Raw genomic sequence first — 21,807 nt, forward strand, 5'->3', positions numbered from 1 at the left:
CTTAAGCTGATTTAACATCGGTAGTGAAATAAGATTTACCTGATTTTGCCATCTCACGTAGGCCATCAGTAACTTGATATATTTCACCTAAATCAGCATATTTATCCGCCATTTCGATGAAGTTATTTAAACCAAGTGTTTCTAAATAGCGAATAGCACCACCTCTAAATGGTGGGAAACCAACACCATAGATTAAGCCCATATCAGCTTCAGCTGCGGTATCAACGACACCTTCTTCTAAACAACGTACCACTTCATTAACCATAGGGATCATCATGCGAGCAATAATTTCTTCGCTGCTGAAGTCTTTTTTATCAGCACAATGTTGGCCAAGTAATTCGTATGCAATAGGAGCAGGTACTTTTATTGGACGACCACGTTTATCTTTCATGTGATCATAAAAGCCTTTGCCATTTTTCTGACCAAAACGCTCATTAGCATAAAGAGTACTAACTGGGTCATTGGCAATTTTCTTCATGCGGGTAGGGAAACCAGCTGACATAACATCTGTACAGTGATCAGCCGTATCAACACCAACAACATCAAGCAAATATGCTGGACCCATTGGCCAACCAAATTGTTTTTCCATTACTTTATCGATAGCGCTAAAGTCAGCACCTTCAAGTACTAATTGACTAAAGCCAGCAAAGTATGGGAATAAAACACGGTTTACATAAAAACCAGGGCAATCATTAACAACAATCGGCGACTTACCCATTTTAGCGGCATAAGCTACAACTGCAGCTACCGTTTCATCCGAGGTATCTTTACCGCGAATTACTTCAACTAATGGCATTTTATTTACGGGATTGAAAAAGTGCATACCACAAAAATTTTGCGGACGTTTTATGCTTTGTGCTAATAAATCAATTGAGATAGTCGAAGTATTAGAAGTAAGAATAGCATCGTCACTGATTACGCCTTCAACTTCAGCTAGAACCATGCCTTTTATTTTAGGGTTTTCAACAACAGCTTCAACAACAATATCTACATCTTTAACGCTGTCGTAACTTAAGCTTGGCGTGATGTTATTCAATACACAAGCCATTTTCTTAGCATCCATACGACCACGTTCAACTTGCTTAGTTAATATGCCCGTTGCTGTAGTTAAACCTAAATCGAGTGCTTGGTCATTAATATCTTTCATAATGATAGGCGTGCCTTTATAGGCTGATTGATAGGCAATACCACCACCCATAATACCTGCACCTAATACTGCGGCCTTTTTGACTATTTTAGTTGCCAGTTTACCCGCTTTTTTAGCTTTACTTTTAATGACTTGGTCTGCCATAAACAAACCAATTTGTGCTGTTGCTGCATCAGTTTTTGCTAATTTTGCAAAACCGGCATTCTCAGCAGCCATTGCACCAGTGCGATCTAAGTTAGCACTAGCAATCAATGTATTTATCATCACCATTGGTGCAGGGTAATGTTTACCAGCTTTAGCGGCAATCATGCCTTTGCATGTTGTCGATGACATGATTAATTCTGTCGGAGATAAGTTTAATGCTTCTAATTTAGGCTGACGTTTAGCGCGCCAATCTAGCTTGCCATTAATTGCTAATTTAAGCATGCTAATCGCTGCACTGCGTAAATTTTCTGGCTCAACAACTGCGTCAAGAACACCTTGTGCAAGTGCCGCCGCCGGTTTAAATGCTTTACCAGTAGACATCCACGTTGCTGCATTATCAAAACCGATAAGTCGAGGTAGTCTTACAGTGCCACCAAAACCGGGCATAAGGCCAAGCTTAACTTCTGGTAAGCCAATGCTTACGGTAGTATCTGCAACACGGTAATCACAGGCAAGTGCCATTTCACAACCACCGCCTAATGCAACACCATTAATGGCGGCAATGGTAGGTAATTGAATATCTTCAAAGGAATCGAAAACATCAGATGCCTTCTTTGCCCAAGAGGCTAATTCATCTTCTGGTTGACTAAATGAAGTTAAAAATTCAGTGATATCCGCGCCAACAATAAATGTTGATTTACCAGAGGTAACCATAACGCCTTTAGCGTCTGCGCAGTTGTTAATTGCTGCAACTACCGCGATATATTCTTCAAAAGTTGCTTGATCAAATTTGTTTACTGAACCTTGAGCATCGAACTTAAGTTCGACAATGCCGTCTTCGAGTAATTGGGCAGAAAGGCTGTTGCCTTGATATATCATGCTTCGTCTCCTTCACCTAAATGTGGTGTTGATGTTTGGATGATTAATCTAGTTTTTTTAGCGAAATTATCATTCTAAAAAACTTAGATAACTAATAATAGCTGACTGAGTGTGCCTTGAAAAAAAGTTAAATGCAATAAATTTAAACAGGTGTTTTAATTGGCTGTTTGTTTGCTCTGAATAAGTATAGTAAAGCATATAAAAAAATACCCAGCGAATATGGCTGGGTATTTCAATTGAATGCGCTCGCGCTAATAAGTAGCGGTAACTTTAGTATTATCTGATGTTTTAATTTTGTTGTTGGAGAAAATTGATGAAATCACTACCTGGCATTGGTTTGGCATAATAGAACCCCTGTACTTCATCACAGCCAAGTTCAATTAAGCGTTCTTGTTGCTCAATTTCTTCAATACCTTCAGCAATAACTTTAAGTTTCATCTTCTTACCCAGATTGATAATGGTTTCAGCAATAACGGACTGACCTTCTTTATGAATATCGGTAACAAAGGCGCGATCAACTTTGAGTCGATCAAGAGGCAGTTTTTGTAAATAGCTTAATGAAGAAAAACCAGTACCAAAATCATCTAAGGCTATGCTGATCTCTTGGGCCTTTAACTTAGTTAAGGCATCAATAATGATTTGCGGTTCGTCCATTAAAATATTTTCAGTAATTTCTAACTCAAGTTTACTTGGCTTAATTTTATGTTCAGTAATGGTGTTAATAATATTATCAACGAAATTATCTTGTCTAAATTGAGGTATCGATACATTGACTGAAATACTAATGTCGGCGAAATCTTTCTCTAGAATTTTTAATTGTTTACATGCTTGGCTAATAACCCAGTCACCAATTTCAATAATTAAGCCTGAATATTCAGCTAGAGGAATAAAAACAGCAGGGGAAACAAATTTTCCATCAGCGGTGCGCCATCGAAGTAAAGCTTCAGCGCCTATTACTTTACCTGTACTTAAAGATAGTTGCGGTTGATACCAAAGTTCCAGACAGTTATTGGCAAAATCATTACGTAGTTGACGGATCATATTCAGTCGCCACTGCATTTGATCTTCTATATCCGAGTGATAATAAGCAAAATGTTCTAAACGATTCTTTTTGGCAATATTTAAAGCGATATTAATTTGGTTTAAAACTTGCACTCCACTGCTTTGCGCATGCTCTTTGGTACAAAGACCAAAACAAGCATTGATTGGAAGATGTTGATCACCTGCAGTAAAAGGTTGATGGAATAAAGCCATCAAGCTTTCAGGGGTTAAAGAATCTTCAGGACCGATAATGCCAAAAACATCTGCGCCAACACGGGCAAATTTACAATCACGATTGATACTTTGCATGCGTTGACCAACAGCGGTAAGTAGTTTATTACCGATATCTTGCCCTAAGGCATCGTTGATATCACTGAAATGGTTAATGTCGATTAAGGCAGCGACTTGGTTTTCTTGATCGCTTTGTGCAAAGTGGTCAAGTAGACGAACAAATTCTAGGCGGTTTGGTAAATTAGTTAGCCAATCTTTATAAGCAGCATTAGTGAGCTTTTGGAATAAGTGGACATTTTCATAGCCGACTGCAACTCCGGTTAAAAACACATTAAGTAGCTGAGTTTGAATTTCTGTGAGTGGGTTAGGGAGCGTTACATGGATAACTGCTCGATAATCTCCTTTGGCAACATATAGATTTAGACTTTCATCTTGGTATTGATGCTTTTGTTGTAAGAAACAAGCTTTTACTTGTTTACTCGCTTGCTCATTTTGAAGTTTGTCGAGTTTTTGATTAATTAAGTCATCATCAAAACCGGTTTGTGCTAAAACATAAAAACTTAAATCATCAACATTCTCAATAATACCTTGGCCTCTAGCGCAAAATACGGCAGATATATCATCATCTATTAGAGCTCTTAATTGTGCTAAAACTCCTTGGCTATAGGTCGAGAGCGAATGCTGAGATGATAGCTCTGTGGCACCAGAAACTATTTTCTCTAGACCTTTGCGATTCTCATTGACGGTAGCTATTTGTTGAAAAGAACGAATTGCAGCAAAAACAGTTGTTACAAGTTTACGGCGAGTTAATTCTGTTTTTGTTTTGTAGTCATTAATATCATATTCTTTGATAACACTTTCTTCGGGGGCATAGCCGGGTTGACCGGTACGTAAAACAATGCGGATATCTTTTCGTTCTAATGTTTCTCTTATGTATTTTACTACATTTAGGCCAGCATCATCCGTTTCCATAACGACATCAAGTAGTACCAGCACAATATCACTATGCTCTTCAATAAGCTGACAAGCATCCTTACCTGAGTAAGCATGTAAATACTCAAGGCGGCGACCTAAGACAATTAAATCGGATAATGCTAATTGAGTAACGGAATGAATCTCGGGATCATCGTCAACAATTAAAACCTGCCAAGTTTCATCACTGCCAAACGCTAAAATCTCGTCTTCATCACTATCATCGATAAATAAAAAATCATCGTTTGAATTTTCGGATGCTTGCATACTGCCCTCATAACTAAGCATATTTATTACCTATATACTCAGCTAAAACTGAAATGTATTTTATTTAGTTTAACTATAACCTAATACTACTTTTTTACACTATTGAACTGGATATTAAAAGTCTGTTTACAAATATTTTATTTGATTTATTTCGGTAAGTTATAATAAATTGAATTGATTGCTGTCCGGTTAATAGCACTTTATCATGTAGCTCAGTGATTTAAGACGCTAAGTATTGACCATTAAGTGAATTATACCTACTTTATCTTAAGATATTGCGAGAAGGAGTTAGCAAAGTGAGTAAAGATAAATCAGAAGTTGTGGTACTGGAAAAAGATCTTCAAAAATCAGCCGATGATACGGTAATTGTGACAACCAGTAAATCGCATCAAACTTCGGCTGAAGCAGGTGTTTCTCAGCAGTTTTTGAAGCTTGCCAAAAAATTCGCCATCGATGGCGCTTTGTTGCCTGAAGATAAGCAAATGCTCATTGAAGATAGAACAGTTAAACGAGCTAGGTTAAGCCAGTTACGCAAGCAGAAAAATATTGAAAGTATTATGCAGAAAACGTTAACTTATTGTGCGGATTTTGAAATAGGGCAAAGAACAGATCTTGATTGGTTTAGTCGCTATATTGCTTTGTCTGAAGAGGTAAGTAATCCGACCATGCAAGATCTATGGGCTAAAATTTTAGCAGGAGAGCTGACCAAGCCTGGCGCATTTTCATTTAAGGCTCTACAAGTTTTTCGAGATATGAGTATTTTTGATGCGAAACTATTAGCTAAAGCTTGCTCCTTAGCGATAAAAGATCCCAATAAAAAAGGCATTCGGTTAATTACTGGTGCTTATCAACAGCCTGGTTTTTTTAATTTCTTCTCTAAGCAGCGGCAGCAATATTGTAACCTAAGCCATTATGGTCTGAATTACGCGGACTTATTAGCTTTATCAGAGAATCACCTTATATATTTGCAAGAGAGTGAATCGAGCCTGATAAGTAAAGGAGAAGTTCTACAATTTACCTATAACGGTTTACCGTTAAAGTTAACGGCAATAAAAGCCAATGTTTGCCTGCAATTTTACAAGTTTACCCCACTAGGGGCTGAGCTTGCTCACTTGATTAGCGATAAAAGTAATGATGATTTTTTTGAACACTTAAAAAGTAAATTAACGCATTATTTTGTTGTTAATAGTGCTTAAAATAAGCACCGTTTTTATGACTTATATCTCGTTTAAAATATCGGGATAGATTAGGTTTGCAGCTTTAAGATTAATTTACTAATGTTATACTATCTCAATTGTGATATTATCTCATTTTGATGGTCTCAACTGACCAATGACAGTAAATTAATCTAGATTCACGGAACAATCATGTTAGATAGAATAGGCATTACAGCAACTTCCTTATGTGCATTACATTGCATATTATTACCTATTTTATTACCTATGCTCCCCTTACTGGGTTTAAGCTTTCTAGCTGATCATGCATGGGAACATGTCTTCCTGCTGATGACAGCGGCACTTGGTAGCATCGCTTTATTTTCTGGCTTTAAACGCTACCACAAACGCCTTTATCCGTTCTATTTGCTTTATTTAGGTGTTGCCTTGTATTGGATAAAACATGACTACTCTCAGGAATTAGAGCCGTACTTTATTATTGGTGGCGCTAGCCTCATTATTGCTGCTCATTACATTAATATGAAACTGTGTAACAATTGCAAGCAATGTGATGACGAAGCTTGTAATAGTTAATAGCTGTAAGTAATGACCCACCAAGTTACTAACTTAGTGGGTTAGCAGCTAGCTTTCAAACTCTTTTAATTTTCTAGTTAAAGTATTTCTACCCCAGCCCAGCTTTTTCGCTGCATCTTGTTTATGACCTTGGGTAAATATTAACGCTCGCTCGAGCATGATTTTTTCAAACTCTATTTGAGCATAATCAAGAATTGCATCTTTACCTTGTGCTAGTTCTTTATCCATCCAAGCGCTGAGTACTTCCTGCCATGCATTAGACTCATGCTTTAAAGGTGTCGAACTTTCGGTTAATTCATTAGGTAAATCTTCAATCAGAATTTCTTGACCACTTGCCATTACCGTTAAAAATCGACAAATATTTTCCAACTGCCTAACATTACCTGGCCAATGGCAGTTATTTAGAAAGTGACTGGCTTTTTTGCTTAATGTTTTAACATCAACACTCAACTCATTCGCCGCTTGTGTTAAAAAATGTTGGCTAAGCTGTGGTATATCTTCTTTACGTTCCCTAAGGCTAGGTAAGTGAATTCTAATAACATTAAGTCGATGAAATAAGTCTTCCCTAAATTCACCTTTTTTTACACGCTCTTCAAGGTGTTGGTGAGTGGCTGCAATGATACGTACATCAACCTGGACCGGTGAATGTCCACCTACTCGATAGAACTGCCCGTCAGACAGTACTCGTAAAAGGCGCGTTTGAATATCTAGCGGCATATCGCCAATCTCATCTAAAAATAGCGTACCACCATGAGCTTGTTCAAATCGTCCTTGTCGGACAGCATTAGCACCGGTAAAAGCCCCTTTTTCATGGCCAAATAATTCTGATTCAATCAGATCTTTTGGAATGGCAGCCATATTTAATGGAATGAAGGGTGCATTCACTCTTGGACTATGGGAATGTAGGGCCTGTGCAACTAACTCTTTGCCTGTGCCAGATTCACCATTAATCAAGACACTAATACTTGATCGAGATAAGCGGCCAATGGCACGAAATACTTCTTGCATAGCTGGTGCTTCACCGATCAAACCAACCGCTAAAGGAACATTTTTCTTTTGCTGGCTTTTTGGGTTTTGTTCTCTAGCATGAGTAAGTGCACGTTTGGTCAGAGTGATAGCTTCATCGATATCAAATGGTTTGGGCAAATATTCAAAGGCGCCACCTTGATAGGCATTAACAGCACTGTCTAAATCCGAATGTGCAGTCATAATAATTACGGGAATATGATTATGCTGTTTATTTATCTTTTTTAATAATTCCATACCATCAATATTCGGCATACGAATATCAGAAATAATCACTTCTGGTTGGCCATGATCTAAAGCAATTAATAAATTTTCAGCGCTTTCAAAGGCGGCGCAACTGATATTTGCATTGGCAAAGGCTTTTTCTAACACCCATCTAATTGAGCTATCGTCGTCAACTATCCACACTTCTTCTGTGATCATAATTCATTCTCTTGTGATAAATGTTCTTGCTTTAAAGGCTGTTGTTTCAATGGTAGTAGAATTGTAAACTCGGTATGACCAGGACGGCTATGGCAGGATAGTTTACCTTGATGCTGATTTATCAGGGTTTGTGCAATGGATAAACCTAAACCTGTGCCATTCGAACGTCCAGATACCATTGGATAGAACAAGGTATTTTGAATTTTACTTGGAATACCAGGGCCATTATCAATAATACTAATTTGCACGGCTAATTTTACGCGTTTGCCATGAATGGTCTTGTTGCTGGCGATTCGTGTTTTTAAAGTAATGTCATGTACTTCATCTATGGCTTGAATTGCATTATTAACAATATTAAGTACGGCTTGTTGTAGCTTTTCTTGATCACATTCAATAGAGGGAAGTGAAGGGTCATAGTCACGTAATAAATGAAATTTTTGTCCATTTGAATAACTGACCAGCTGACAGACTTTTTCTAGTATACCGTGAATATTGTGTGCCTCTATTTGCGGCAATTGATTTGGCCCCAGTAAACGGTCAACTAAATTTGTTAGTCTATCTGCTTGCTCGATGATCATGTTGGTGTATTCTTGCTGGTCTTCATTTAGTTCTTTACTTAGTAGCTGTGCCGCACCACGTAAGCCGCCAAGTGGATTTTTAATTTCGTGAGCTAGGCCCTTGATGAGATCGCGTGCAGCAAGCCATTGTTGGTGTTGAAATACCTCTAGGCTTATTTGTTTTTGTTGGTCTATTTGCTTGAATTCAAGTAATACATGAGGACTTCGGACAAATTCAACCGAAGATGCTGTTACTTCTGCGGTAAAGCGATGACTTTCATTGAGCTCAACAACTATATCACTATCAGTAAACTCCTGACCTGTAGCAAAGAGTTGTTTTAAGCGAGGGCTATTAATGCTGGTATTAGCAAAAATTGTTTCCGCTGCAGTATCATATAAACGATAAAGGCTCTTGTTTAATAGTGCTTCGGCAGCAGGGTTTGCATATACGATGGCGAGTTCTGGATTGAGAATAATTACAGCTGTTACTAACTGATTAGCGAGAGACTGCTGATAAGATAACTTTTGCTCTTGTATATAACTTCGACTACGCATAAAAACCCTTAGGAAGACACTTCTATTGCACTTTTTTGGTGCGTAAAAGGTAAGTTTACTAAAGAAAGGTTTTATTTGCAGTGCTATTTTTATTAACTAGAAGATGTTAACTCTGTTATATTTCCTGCTAGCCCAGTGGTAGTAGGCACTAAAAATAATAGGGTTAACTTAGTTAGCAGAAGCTCTATGCATATAAAACGTTACTGATGCTGATGATGCAATAACCTTGCCTTCTTCATCAAGTAGTAACATTTTTATTTTATGTTCACCTCTATCAACATTTCTTAGAGAAAACATAGAGTGCTTTTGAGGATTTTGATGAGGTTTACCATCAAGGAGTAATTGTACTTCTAATCCCGACTTAAATCTTGGCTTGATACCGCCACCAATATATATAGAGCCAGTATTATCACGTATGGTGGCATTGTTTTTAGGGGTATTTATTACTATTTCGTACTTTTCAATGATCTTTTGAGGAGTGATGTCTAGTACTTTAGTTTCAACCGAGGTACTTGATTGAATTATATTACCAGGCTTAGTTTTTACTTCTACTGCGCCAGCTCTAGGAGAGTCAGAAAAAACTAATACGCCGTTTTCATTACGCCAGACATAGATTTTGGCCGTGTTTGGGTGCACAGGAGCTGCTAATGTAATTACCAATAGTGAAAACAGCAATAACTTGATCATAGTTCGTTATATTCTTCCTGTGCTTGGGTGCTCAAAATCCGCATCGTTCCATAATGTACGCTAACTTAAGTATATATCTATAATTTATACAACAAAATGTTTTTTATTGTTTTATCTGTCAATTAGTAATCTTTTAAGGTGAATAGCTTGTAACTTGCTATTTTAATGTGGTGGTATTGCTATTCCACCCATAAAAAAACTCACCTAAGTGAGTTTTTTATGATGAGCGCCAAGCGCTACCAAAATAGTACTAAGCGAAATTAAACGCTGTAGTACATATCAAATTCTACCGGGTGAGTAGTAGCATTTAATAGTTCAATTTCTTTACGTTTTAGGCCAATATAAGCATTAATCATATCGATATCCATAACACCACCTGCCGTTAAGAAATCGTTATCAGCTTCTAAGGCATCAAGCGCTTCACCAAATGAAGAACAAACTTGTGGAATGGCTGCTGCTTCTTCTGCTGGCAGGTCGTATAAATCTTTATCCATAGCATCGCCAGGATGGATTTTGTTTTTGATGCCGTCAAGTCCAGCCATTAACATAGCTGTGAAGCCTAAGTAAGGGTTCATTGTTGGATCAGGGAAACGAACTTCTATACGCATTGCTTTCGGTGAAGGTACCATAGGTATACGGATTGATGCAGAGCGGTTACGTGCTGAATAAGCAAGCATTACCGGCGCTTCAAATCCAGGGACAAGACGCTTGTATGAGTTAGTTGAAGCATTAGTGAAAGCATTTAATGCTTTAGCATGCTTGATGATACCGCCAATATAGAAAATCGCCATTTCAGACAAGCCACCGTACTTATCACCTGAGAATAAGTTAACGCCATCTTTAGCTAAAGATTGGTGAACATGCATACCAGTACCATTATCACCCACTAATGGCTTAGGCATGAAAGTAGCTGTTTTACCGTATGCGTGTGCAACGTTATGAACAACATACTTATATATTTGTACTTCATCAGCTTTCAATACCATAGTATTAAAGCGACAAGCGATTTCGTTTTGGCCACAAGTCGCTACTTCATGATGATGCGCTTCAACAACTAAGCCCATATCTTCCATAACTAAACACATAGCTGAACGTAAATCTTGTGAAGAATCTACTGGTGCTGTTGGGAAGTAACCACCTTTAACGCCAGGACGGTGACCCATGTTACCTTCTTCGTATTTGGTACCTGAATTCCAAGCAGCTTCTTTATCATCAATTTTGTAGAAAGAACCACTCATATCAGTGTGGAAACGAACATCATCAAAAACGAAGAATTCTGGTTCAGGACCAATTAATACTGTATCGGCAATGCCAGTACTACGTAAATATTCTTCAGCACGATGAGCTACAGAACGTGGGTCCCGGCTGTAACCTTGCATAGTTGCAGGTTCTAAAATATCACAACGAATATTTAAAGTAACAGCCTCAGTGAATGGGTCTAGCACAGCGGTTGATGCATCAGGCATCATAACCATGTCAGATTCATCAATGCCTTTCCAACCTTCAATTGAAGAGCCATCGAACATTTTACCGTCTTCAAAGAAGTCTTCATCTACTTGGTGATGAGGAATTGAAATATGTTGTTCTTTACCTTTTGAATCAGTAAAACGAAGGTCAACAAATTTGACATCGTGTTCTTTAATTAAGTCGAATACTGCTTGTGACATTTTGTCTCTCCAGTGAGGTTAATTTTATAAATTTTTAGTAAATAATCGAGTAAGTTTTAAAATGGATGAAGTTATAAAGGTTCGTTATTATCATTATTCATCTATTATTGCTCATTAATTAGCTAAAATCATGCCAAGATGAAGGGCATTGATTAATAAGCTTTTTTATTGTTTAAGCTTTTCTTTGTGCACCATGTTGGCGCTTGCGTTGCTCTATTTTGGTGCGCTGGTGACTATTGTAAGAATGTTACTATAGAATATATTTAGCTGCTTGCCCTTAATAATTTATACTTTTTCAGCTGTTATGCTTAAAATATATGCCCAAGGATACATTTAATCATGTTTGTAGCTATATAAATTTGTATTAGTCATAGCTATACTGCTAATTTTTATACCATTTTATTAAGTAGGTACCTTTAAGGTATGGGGTTTTTATGAATAAATTGATGGCTATTGTGCTAGCTAAAGTTTCTTTTATCATCTTTTCGTTAATTATCTCGATGAGTGCTTATGCTAAAGAAGAGCTAAGTAATTGGCAAAAGCCAACGCCAATTTTTAAGCAAGACTTTGATTGGGTAAAGCTGACCTCAGACGAATGGCTTAAAGGCGATATAGTGTCGATGTACGACGAGAAATTAGAGTTTGATAGTGATGAACTTGATATGCAAACTATTGATTGGGATGATGTAGCCGAGCTACGTAGCAAACAGTGGCAAAGTATTCGTATGTTTGATGGCACTATCGCAGAAGGTTATTTAGTAGTAAAAGAGGGGGATTTATCTTTAGTTAAACATGGGGTGACTAGCCACTATGAATTAAGTAACCTTTTATCGATTGCCTCTTCAGGAAAGAACGAAATAGATTTATGGGATGGTTATGTTAATTTAGGTATTAATTTACGACAAGGTAATACGGTACAAGTTGATTATACCTTTGCTGCTGGTATGCAGCGCCGCAGTTCGAGTAGTCGCTTTAAGGCTGACTACACCACAGATTATAGTCGTTATGAAGATCAAAAAACCGAAGAAACTAAAGTTACCGCAGATAGTGAACGGTTAACGTCATCTTATGACTGGTTCTTTAGTCCTAAGGTTTATTTTCGTGTCGCAGATGTTGAATATATAGCGGATGAATTTTTAAACCTTGATTATCGTATCCATTATGGTGTTGCCCTGGGTTATCACCTTGTCGATACTAGTCGAATAACTTGGGATGTTAATGCTGGTCCAAGTTATCAGAAAAGTAAGTTCTTGGATGTTCAAAATGATGATAGCGATACCGAAGATTCATTTGGTTTAACTTTAGGTACCGATTTTAGCTTTGAAGTAAGCAGTGATATTGATTTTGATGTTTCTTATAATGTCCAGATGGTTGACGAGGCTTCAGGTGGTAACATCCATCACTTTCAAACAGGTTTAGAAATCGATCTTACTAATGATTTTGATCTTGATTTAACTTTCTATGCCGATCGTACCGATAATCCAAAACCGGATAGTGAAGGCGGTATACCTGAAAAAAACGATTTCCGTTTAGTGGTTAGTTTTGGTTATGACTTTTAATTAATCCACTTTTCTATTATCCATACTTTGACTGTAGGCCTATTACATAGTGTGAAAAATCTTCTATTACTTGGCCTATTCTTTGTTACCTTGGTTAGCTCTATTAGTTATGGGCAGCAACCTTCGGAGCATACAGCTGTATGGAGTCCACCTACACCGGTATTTTCTCAACAATTTGATTGGCTTCAGTTACGCTCTGGCGAATGGCTTAGAGGGGATATTATCTCCATGTATGAGGATGAGCTTGAGTTTGACAGCGATGAATTTAATACCATCTTTTTTGATTGGCAAGATGTAGCAGAATTACGTAGCCGGTTTGATCAACAAATACGTTTTGCTAATGGTGAGGTAAAGCAAGGCTTTCTTATTGTTAAAGATGAACACTTAATTATAATCAGTGACGGTAGTGAGCAACATTATCCCTTATCTGAGCTCTTATCGATAACTTCCTCATCGGATGACCGCACAGAACTATGGGACGGTAAATTGAGTTTAGGCTTTGATGTTAATGTCGGTAATGTCAATCAACTTGACTATATAGCCAGTGCAAGATTACAAAGAAGAACCCCTTTCAGCCGATTTAAAGTCGACTTTATCTATAACTATAGTAAGTCTACTTTAGATGATGATGCACAAGTAATTACTGATACTGGTCGCCTAACTACTTATTTTGACTGGTTTTATAGTAGTAAGATGTTCTTTCGTGTCTTTGACTATGAGCACTTTAAAGACTTACAGCAAAATATTAGCTCAAGGGATACTTTAGGTGTCAGTTTAGGTTACCATATTATGCAAAATAAACGCTTACAGTGGGATCTGACTGTTGGCCCTAGTTACCAACAAACAGTTTATGAAGACAGTAGTTCAGCAAGTAAACAGCATAGTGGCGTAGTCGCTCTTGGGACTTTATTGGATTATAGCCTGTCAAGCCGAGTAGATTTTCTATTTGATTATCAAATTCAGTTTGTTGAGCAGAGCTCGGGCAAGCGAAATTCACATTTAAAGACCGGCTTTGAATTTGAGTTGAGTAATGATCTTGAATTAGATGTCATTTTTTATCTTGACCGTGTTGCCGAGCCTGTTTCATCAATTAATACCGTGGCACCAAAATCCAATGACTATAGTTTGGTCTTCAGTCTAGGTTATGATTTTTAATCTTTACAGCACTCTTATTTTCAGCACTGTTATTTACAGTGCTATGATGCTGAATTATTCATGGCTGATCACAACATCGGTAAGGGCGTTACAGCTGCAAAGCAAAATATAACCTTGTTGCCGCTCGCTAGCAGATAAGCCATTAGTTGAATGCTGCTTAACTTGACCGCTTATTAATTTCGCTTTGCAACTGCCACAGCAACCTCCTCGACATGAATAAGGCAAAATTAATCCGGCAGCTTCTCCTTGCTCTAATAAAGAGTCCTCTTTATTGCCTAGATATTGTTTATTCCAACGCTTAAAGGAAATTGATACTTTCGCTTTGTTGTATCCGGTTGTTATTATTTTGTTGTCAATCATAGGATTAGTCATTGTATTTCCTTTATTAGCAGAGCTGACATCTTGCTTCGAATATTCATATTCACCATAACTTTCATAATGGTAATGGTTAGGCGGTAAACCTAATTTTCGTAAAAGTTGTTGCGCTGTTTTTCTGAATGATTTTGGTCCACAAACATAGGTTTGATAATGACTAATTTGCTCTATATTGTGCAACATATGTTCATTTAAGCGCCCTTGAAAGCCATACCATTGTGGGCAGCTAGATTGAGTCAGGGTGTAAATTATTTGGCAATTTCCATGTTGCCTAGCCAGACTGGTAATTTCAGCTTGAGCGATCAGGTCGTTTTCCTTTTGCGCACTATGAAGAAAGACGATTTGATTTTTACATTGTTTAGTGACCATATAACGTAGCATTGAAAGCATTGGTGTTACACCACTGCCAGCGCTTAACAATAATACCTTCTGCGGAACAGACTCACTCAGATAGAAATTGCCAGCAACCTCTTGAGTAGAAATTACCTGACCTATCTTAAAGTGATCATGGAAATAGTTAGAGATCTTTCCTTGCGGGATACGTTTTATGGTGATGCTAACATAATCGGGTGTTGTGGGAGAAGAAGACAAGGTATAGCAGCACGACTGTGCTTTACCTGCCATTTTAACGGTAAATGTTAGGTGCTGACCGGCGTAATAGTGAAAAGACAGCTTTGTTGCTGATTTTGGGTAAGAGAAAATAAACGTTTTTACATCAGGTGTTTCTATTTGAATCTTTTGACAAATTAATTGAAATGTTTGTTTTGTCGCGGTAGGTAGGACCATTTTTTAATTTACTCAACTAAGTTTAAGCAGCCTGTTTACAGTTAAAGCTTAGTAATTAAGGTATGATATCGCCAATTATAGCGCTTCATTATCCTTGATTATTATACCTATGAGCAAAAAAATTCAACATCTTCATATATTAGGCATTTGTGGTACTTTTATGGGTGGCATTGCCGCTATAGCTAAAGAGCTTGGTTTTAAAGTCAGTGGCTCTGATGCTAACGTTTACCCGCCAATGAGCACTCAGCTAGAGCAACTTGGTATTGAGTTGAAGTCTGGTTATCAAGTGGAAAATTTCACTGATGATATCGATATGGTTATTGTTGGTAATGCCATGTCCCGCGGTAACGCCATGGTGGAGTATATGTTAGATCGCAATATTCCTTATATTTCCGGACCTGAATGGCTGTTAGATAATGTTTTAAAAGACCGTTGGGTACTCGCTGTATCGGGTACACATGGCAAAACAACTACCAGTAGTATGCTGGCGTGGATTTTAGAATATGCGCATATGTCGCCAGGCTTTTTAATTGGTGGAGTACCGCAAAATCTCTCTTGCTCTGCTCGCCTAGGTGATGCACCTTTTTTTGTCATTGAAGCCGATGAATACGATAGTGCCTTTTTTGATAAGCGCTCTAAATTTGTCCATTACCGACCGCGTACCTTAGTGATCAATAATTTAGAGTTTGATCATGGAGATATTTTTAATGATCTCAGTGATATTCAAAAACAATTTCATCATCTTATCCGCACAGTGCCCAGTAATGGCTTGATTTTGTCTCCGGCCAATGAAGCCGCCATTAGTGAAACTTTAGCCATGGGCTGTTGGACAGCAACTGAGTTTTCTCAGCACGACACTCAGCTTGAAACGGGTTGGCAAGTTGAAAAGTTAACGGCTCAAGGCAGTGAGTTTATCGTTAAATTCGACGGTAAAACACAGGGCACAGTTAAATGGGATCTGATTGGCGATTTTAATATTGATAACGGTGTCATGGCAATAGCCGCAGCCCGTCATGCTGGCGTACCAAGCTCAGTGGCTATTGAAGCCCTAGCGGAGTTTATTAATACTAAACGCCGGTTTGAGCTGCGTGGCACAGTCAATGGTATAAGTGTTTATGATGATTTTGCCCATCATCCCACAGCCATAGCAAAAACATTAGCCGGCGTACGTGCTAAAATAGGCGAACAAGTTCAGCCTGGCCGTATCTTAGCGGTATTAGAGCCGAGATCTAATACCATGAAGTCAGGGGTGCATAAAGAAGCTCTGCCTCAGTCACTTATTGATGCTGATCAGGTCTTTATCTATCAGGGAGAGCAAGTAACTTGGTCAGTAAGTGAAATGATCAAACAGTGCCAAGCACCTTGCCAAGTTGAAGATGATATTGAAAAGTTAGTTGAAAATATAGCGCTACAAGCACAAGCGGGCGATATTATTGTTGTCATGAGTAACGGTAGTTTTGCCGGTATACATGACAAATTATTAGGCCGTTTAGCTAACATAACCGTATAAATTACATAACAGTATAAAGAAAAAAGCCGTTTAAGTATTAGCATCTAAGTAATACCATTTCGTATAATAGTAGTTTAATTAAATTCGTAAAAAGAGAACCAAGCACAATGACAGTTTTAACCATACTTACCGCCCCCAATGAGCAGTTATTAAAGCCAGCAACACCTGTAACAGATGTCAGTAAAATCCAGGTTTTAATCGAGGATTTACTTGCTACCATGTACGATACTGAAGACGGTATTGGTTTAGCTGCTACACAAGTTGGTCGCAGAGAGGCCGTAGTGGTTATCGATATTTCAGAAAATCGTGATGAGCCGTTAGTTTTAGTAAACCCAGAGATCGTTAGCGGTGACGAAAAAGCTAAAGGTCAAGAGGGATGTTTATCTGTACCGGGTTATTACGCTGACGTAGAGCGTTTTACTAAAGTTACCGTTGAGGCGTTAGACCGCCATGGCAAAGAAATTACTATTACCAGTGATGATTTTCTTGCCATTGCTATGCAGCATGAAATAGATCACTTAAAAGGTACTTTATTTATTGATTACTTGTCGCCACTTAAAAAACAAATGGCGTTAAAGAAAGTTAAAAAAATGATTAAAAACAGCTAACTTTATTGAATGACTAAATAAATAAGCAAGAAAGTGGATGATTAATGACAAATAAATCAAGCAATGCTGTAACGGGGCAAAGTGACTTTAACGGCAAAATAACACTAGCGATTACTGGTGCTTCAGGTGCGGGTTATGCCTTACGTTTAATTGAATGTTTAGTCGCTGCTAATTATCAATTATATATACTGTGCTCAAGTGCCGGCCGAATTGTTGTCGATACTGAAGTAGGTGTAAAAATTCCTAGCTCACCAGACGCCGCTAGTGAATTTTTAACGGAAAAGTATCAAGCGAAAGCACAACAAATTACTGTGTTTGGTAAAGAGCAATGGTTCTCTCCTGTTGCTTCGGGCTCAGCGGCACCGAAACAAATGGTTGTTTGTCCTTGCTCGACCGGAACTATGGCGGCTATTTGTCATGGTATGAGTGATAACTTGATTGAGCGAGCTGCAGACGTGGTGATAAAAGAACGTGGTCAGTTAATTTTGATGGTCAGGGAAACGCCATTCTCAACCCTGCATTTACAAAATATGCTCAGCCTGTCTCAACAGGGGGTTACCATTATGCCAGCTTCGCCAGGCTTCTATCATAAGGCAGAGTCAATTGAAGATCTTATCGATTTTATGGTGGCTAGAGTATTAGATCACCTTGGTATTGCGCAAGACATTATGCCACGTTGGGGTTATAGCTAAGACCAGTTTCATTAAGTTTGTGATCTTGTTGTGCATAGGAAAAATAAATCAGGGCAAGGCGCTCGATTGAGTAATAGCTGGCTATTGGGATTGAGAGCAACGCAGACATGGCGTATTTTAACCAGCACAAGTGAGCAATGATTTAATGAAATTGGTATAATACCAGTAAGGTTGAATTGCTAGACTACTATTAAAAAAGCGACCGGCTGAAACAGCTGGTCGCTTTTTTGTTAGCAACTTATATTGCTAGATTATTGCTAGATTATTTATTGAAGACTCGCGTGAGGCTTAGTCATCAAAACTAAATTCAATATAGGCTCTACCTAATTCACTTTTCAACGGAATAAGAATAACAGGGCCTTTGGCTTTGTGATGAATGGTGTGATTGGGACCAGAAACCACTATAGGTGTGGCCATATCAAACTCAATACCTTTTTCACTTAGCAGACGTTTAGCGCCGCCAGTGACCATATTAGTAATTTCACCTACTAAATCAGTAATCTCTTCGTTTACTTCATCCGGTGCTTCACCGACCATATTTTTCATTGTAGCTAAGGCTAAGCCTGCTTCAAAAGTAATTGATAAAGAGCCTTTTGCTTGCGGGCTAACCATACCAATTAAACCTGATACATCACCCATGGCGACTTCATTTTTTTTGAGTCGTGGTTTTTCTGGTATTAATTCCATTTGAGCCATAGTTGACATGACATTAAGCATTGAAGATAAAAATGGATTGATAAACTCTACATTCATGAAGATTCCGAATCTTAACTGTTTAGACAAAGTACTTTATTTGATTTTGCATGCTTATTTTACAAATGTAAATCAAATAGCGTAATAGTTTTATAGTTTATACAGTTAATCGCTTAGGGGTTTTGTTAGTGATCTGTTTGGGGAGTGATTATTGCTTCTTTAATTCTATAATCGAAAGTTAAGCTGCCAAAAAGTGCAACACCTTGAAGATCTTTACCTTGATAATTAACTGTATTCACTTGCTTAGGGTAAGTATCGATGAGTATTGCATTTTTTACCACTATTTGCGGTAAAAAACTTTGTTGCTTACTTTCTTGATAGGCTATTATTTTTCCTGAGATTATTTCAAAACCCAGCCAATTTAACGGAATTTTTATGCTATTTTTCTCTAGTGAAAATTGCTCTTCAAAATACTGCTGAATATATAAATCGTAACTTTTATGCTCTGCCGAAAAGTGAATTTGTTTCCGCTCAGCAATGGAATTTTCAATATCATGGGTGGTAAATTGATGGACTATTTCCAGGTGCTTAGTTTTGGCATTAACATTTAAGTCAGTCACACCAAAGAAATAGGTGTGACCTGTAGCCGAAGCTACAAGTCCCATATAAAAGCTGATAGCAAGTAAGCACTTGCTCAACACTTTAAACATTATTGGCCTTCTTCTTTCTCGTCGTCGATTTCTTCACTCGAGATATCTTTAAGTTTCTTATTATAATCACGCATCATATCTTTTTTCTTGGCTTTATAAAGGTCAAAGCGAGATTGAATAGGGCGTGCTGGCCAGTAGTTATTATTTATGTTTACGTCAGCAGTTTGCCAATTAGCATCTAAGGCAATTTCAGTAATTTCTTTATCACGAATTAGCAGTTTAGATACTTTTTTGGTATTTCTACGCCAGATTTCCGCTGGAATATAAATATGCTCAGTTGTGCTGTCAGCATAAGTAATATCAAGTAAAATTGGCATCACTAAACCACCGTGATTCGAGAAGTCGATAACATAGAATTTACTATCATTAACTAATAGCTCTTGTTGCCAAGGTTCTAGTGCTTTATGAGCTTTATTGTATTTATTACGATCGGCATTAGTGGCAGTAAACTTGTCATGTTCATTGTAAAAGTCTAATAACTCAGGTTTGTCTTGTGTACGCACCCATTGCCTTTTATTGCGTAAATCACTGATGAATTCTGGTTGTTCGTTATCTAGAGCGCGCTCCCAAGCTTCTTCGATATCAGGATTTTGACTGTTTGGACGATACAAATAGACATTATCAATAGATAAGTCAACGTGATCTGTGGTGTAGAACCAGCCGCGCCAGAACCAATCTAAATCAACAGCTGAAGCATCTTCCATAGTACGGAAAAAGTCTGCTGGCGTAGGTCGCTTGAACTTCCAGCGCTGCGCATATTCTTTAAAAGCAAAATCAAATAACTCACGGCCCATAATGGTTTCACGTAAAATGTTTAATGCCGTTGCCGGTTTACCGTAAGCGTTATTACCAAACTGTAAAATAGACTCTGAGTTAGTCATAATTGGTACTTGATTATTACTTTTCATATAGCTAGTAATTTTGGCCGCATGACCACGGCGAGATGGGTAGCCTTCTTCCCAAGCTTGCTCAGCAAGGAATTGTAAAAAGGTATTCAAGCCCTCGTCCATCCAAGTCCATTGACGTTCATCAGAATTAACAATCATTGGAAAGTAGTTATGACCTACTTCATGAATAATAACGCCGATTAAGCCGTATTTAGTACGACGGGAATAGGTTTTCTCACCAGTTTTTTTATCTAACGTAGGACGTGGACCATTGAAAGTGATCATTGGATATTCCATGCCACCGACAGGACCGTTTACTGAAATAGAAACTGGGTATGGGTAATCAAAGGTATATTTATTGTATTGCTCCATCGTATGGATAATAGCTTCAGTTGAATACTTTTCCCAAAGAGGATTACCTTCGTTAGGGTAAAATGACATCGCCATAGTGTCACTATTACCTTGTTGGTAACCTTGGGCATCCCAGATGAACTTTCGGCTAGAAGCAAAAGCAAAATCACGAATGTTTTTGGCTTTAAAGTGCCACGTTTTTGTTTTGCTACTACGTGATTTTTCATTTGCTAACGCTTCTGCTGGCGTAATGATCAACACTGGCTTGTTCGCTGTTTTAGCTTGTTTTAAACGTTTGCGTTGAGTGCTTGTTAATACTTTACTTTCATTTTGTAAAACACCCGTAGCCGCAACAACATGGTCGGCAGGTACAGTAATTTTTACATCGTAGTCACCAAACTCTAAAGTGAATTCGCCACTGCCTAAAAATTGTTTATTTTGCCAGCCTATCGCATCGTAATAAGCCGCGGCTCTTGGGAACCAGCTGGCAATTTCATAAAGGTAGTTATCATCTTCTTTAAAGTACTCATAACCTGAACGACCACCCAGTACTTTTTGTTCATGTAATTGGTAGTGCCAGTTAATATTTATTTCGACGCTTTTACCTGATCTTAATGGTTTAGGCAGATCAATGCGCATCATAGTGCCATTGATAATATAATGTAGTGGCTTACCATTACTTGCACTTACTTTGGTTATTTCATAACCGCCATCGAACTCAGGAGCTTCTACCAGAGAACGAAAGCCTTTAAAGCTAACTTTCTTTTTACTAGGAGCAGTACTGGTCATTTTGTTAGCAGAATCACGTTTCATGCGATTTTGGTCTAGCTGTAACCATAAGTAGCGCAAGGTATCAGGAGAGTTATTCTGATAATCCATGGTTTGCGCGCCCGTTAAACGCTGGGTTTTGTCATCTAGGGCAATGGCAATGTCGTAATCTACTTGCTGCTGCCAATATTTATGGCCTGGTGCACCAGAAGCGGTACGGTAAATATTAGGGGTAGGTAATACCTCCTCTAATTGGCGGAACTTATCATCGAAGGGAGCTTTACTTGCTTGGCTATTTGCTGACAGTAGGCCAGAAAATGCCAGTACTAGGCCTATTAAGGCAGTAGACGTTGAATATTTCATAATTTT

17 protein-coding genes are annotated in these 21,807 nt (G+C 38.1%); 7 read left to right on the forward strand and 10 right to left on the reverse strand.

Annotation, left to right across the window (positions count from 1 at the left end; translation table 11 throughout):
* Position 1: 1 nt before the first annotated feature.
* Complete coding sequence (fadB, locus tag HRT55_RS18770; RefSeq protein WP_291623686.1) at positions 2-2,170, reverse strand: fatty acid oxidation complex subunit alpha FadB; 2,169 nt, start codon at positions 2,168-2,170, stop codon at positions 2-4.
* 288 nt (positions 2,171-2,458) lie between these two features.
* The gene (locus tag HRT55_RS18775) at positions 2,459-4,681 is read right to left on the reverse strand and encodes an EAL domain-containing protein (protein WP_291623895.1); all 2,223 of its coding nucleotides are present in this window, start codon (positions 4,679-4,681) and stop codon (positions 2,459-2,461) included.
* 296 nt (positions 4,682-4,977) lie between these two features.
* On the opposite strand from HRT55_RS18775, the gene HRT55_RS18780 reads away from it, so the two are divergent.
* On the forward strand, positions 4,978-5,877 hold the full coding sequence (locus HRT55_RS18780; protein ID WP_291623688.1) for a TIGR03899 family protein: 900 nt from the start codon (positions 4,978-4,980) through the stop codon (positions 5,875-5,877).
* Between the two features lie 171 nt (positions 5,878-6,048).
* Complete coding sequence (locus tag HRT55_RS18785) at positions 6,049-6,429, forward strand: MerC domain-containing protein (RefSeq protein WP_291623690.1); 381 nt, start codon at positions 6,049-6,051, stop codon at positions 6,427-6,429.
* A gap of 48 nt (positions 6,430-6,477) precedes the next feature.
* Here HRT55_RS18785 and glnG read toward each other — a convergent pair whose 3' ends face one another.
* The 4 genes from glnG to glnA form a co-directional block, all read right to left on the reverse strand.
* The gene (gene glnG, locus HRT55_RS18790) at positions 6,478-7,878 is read right to left on the reverse strand and encodes a nitrogen regulation protein NR(I) (protein ID WP_291623692.1); all 1,401 of its coding nucleotides are present in this window, start codon (positions 7,876-7,878) and stop codon (positions 6,478-6,480) included.
* A complete protein-coding gene (gene glnL / locus HRT55_RS18795; RefSeq protein ID WP_291623694.1) occupies positions 7,875-8,990 on the reverse strand; it encodes a nitrogen regulation protein NR(II) in 1,116 nt (371 codons plus the stop codon). Before glnL ends, glnG begins: the two co-directional genes overlap by 4 nt.
* Positions 8,991-9,158: 168 nt before the next feature.
* Positions 9,159-9,677: a DUF4124 domain-containing protein gene (locus tag HRT55_RS18800; RefSeq protein WP_291623696.1), complete on the reverse strand. Its 519-nt coding sequence runs from the start codon at positions 9,675-9,677 to the stop codon at positions 9,159-9,161.
* Between the two features lie 260 nt (positions 9,678-9,937).
* Positions 9,938-11,344: a glutamate--ammonia ligase gene (glnA, locus tag HRT55_RS18805; protein ID WP_291623698.1), complete on the reverse strand. Its 1,407-nt coding sequence runs from the start codon at positions 11,342-11,344 to the stop codon at positions 9,938-9,940.
* 434 nt (positions 11,345-11,778) lie between these two features.
* Here glnA and HRT55_RS18810 point away from each other — a divergent pair, with 434 nt between their 5' ends.
* Positions 11,779-12,903, forward strand: a complete 1,125-nt coding sequence (locus HRT55_RS18810) for a DUF481 domain-containing protein (protein WP_291623700.1) — start codon at positions 11,779-11,781, stop codon at positions 12,901-12,903.
* A gap of 51 nt (positions 12,904-12,954) precedes the next feature.
* Positions 12,955-14,058: a DUF481 domain-containing protein gene (locus HRT55_RS18815; protein ID WP_291623702.1), complete on the forward strand. Its 1,104-nt coding sequence runs from the start codon at positions 12,955-12,957 to the stop codon at positions 14,056-14,058.
* Between the two features lie 54 nt (positions 14,059-14,112).
* Here HRT55_RS18815 and HRT55_RS18820 read toward each other — a convergent pair whose 3' ends face one another.
* Positions 14,113-15,219: a hybrid-cluster NAD(P)-dependent oxidoreductase gene (locus tag HRT55_RS18820; protein ID WP_291623704.1), complete on the reverse strand. Its 1,107-nt coding sequence runs from the start codon at positions 15,217-15,219 to the stop codon at positions 14,113-14,115.
* A 109-nt stretch (positions 15,220-15,328) separates the two neighbouring features.
* On the opposite strand from HRT55_RS18820, the gene mpl reads away from it, so the two are divergent.
* The 3 genes from mpl (at position 15,329) to HRT55_RS18835 (ending at position 18,029) form a co-directional block, all read left to right on the forward strand.
* Complete coding sequence (gene mpl / locus HRT55_RS18825) at positions 15,329-16,729, forward strand: UDP-N-acetylmuramate:L-alanyl-gamma-D-glutamyl-meso-diaminopimelate ligase (protein WP_291623706.1); 1,401 nt, start codon at positions 15,329-15,331, stop codon at positions 16,727-16,729.
* A 107-nt stretch (positions 16,730-16,836) separates the two neighbouring features.
* Positions 16,837-17,337: a peptide deformylase gene (gene def, locus HRT55_RS18830; RefSeq protein ID WP_291623708.1), complete on the forward strand. Its 501-nt coding sequence runs from the start codon at positions 16,837-16,839 to the stop codon at positions 17,335-17,337.
* A gap of 44 nt (positions 17,338-17,381) precedes the next feature.
* Positions 17,382-18,029, forward strand: coding sequence for a flavin prenyltransferase UbiX (locus HRT55_RS18835; protein WP_291623710.1), 648 nt, complete (start codon positions 17,382-17,384; stop codon positions 18,027-18,029).
* Positions 18,030-18,317: 288 nt separating this feature from the next.
* Here the strand turns inward: HRT55_RS18835 and HRT55_RS18840 are convergent, their stop codons facing one another.
* The 3 genes from HRT55_RS18840 to HRT55_RS18850 all read right to left on the reverse strand — a co-directional run bounded on the left by HRT55_RS18840 (position 18,318) and on the right by HRT55_RS18850 (position 21,801).
* Complete coding sequence (locus HRT55_RS18840; protein ID WP_291610745.1) at positions 18,318-18,782, reverse strand: chemotaxis protein CheX; 465 nt, start codon at positions 18,780-18,782, stop codon at positions 18,318-18,320.
* 125 nt (positions 18,783-18,907) lie between these two features.
* Positions 18,908-19,432 carry a DUF6702 family protein gene (locus tag HRT55_RS18845; protein WP_291623712.1) on the reverse strand — a complete coding sequence of 175 codons (525 nt, stop codon included), beginning with the start codon at positions 19,430-19,432 and terminating at the stop codon, positions 18,908-18,910.
* Positions 19,432-21,801, reverse strand: a complete 2,370-nt coding sequence (locus HRT55_RS18850) for a M1 family metallopeptidase (RefSeq protein WP_291623715.1) — start codon at positions 21,799-21,801, stop codon at positions 19,432-19,434. Before HRT55_RS18850 ends, HRT55_RS18845 begins: the two co-directional genes overlap by 1 nt.
* Positions 21,802-21,807: the final 6 nt, after the last annotated feature.

This window comes from Colwellia sp., assembly GCF_013214175.1.
Taxonomy (GTDB): Bacteria; Pseudomonadota; Gammaproteobacteria; order Enterobacterales; family Alteromonadaceae; genus Colwellia.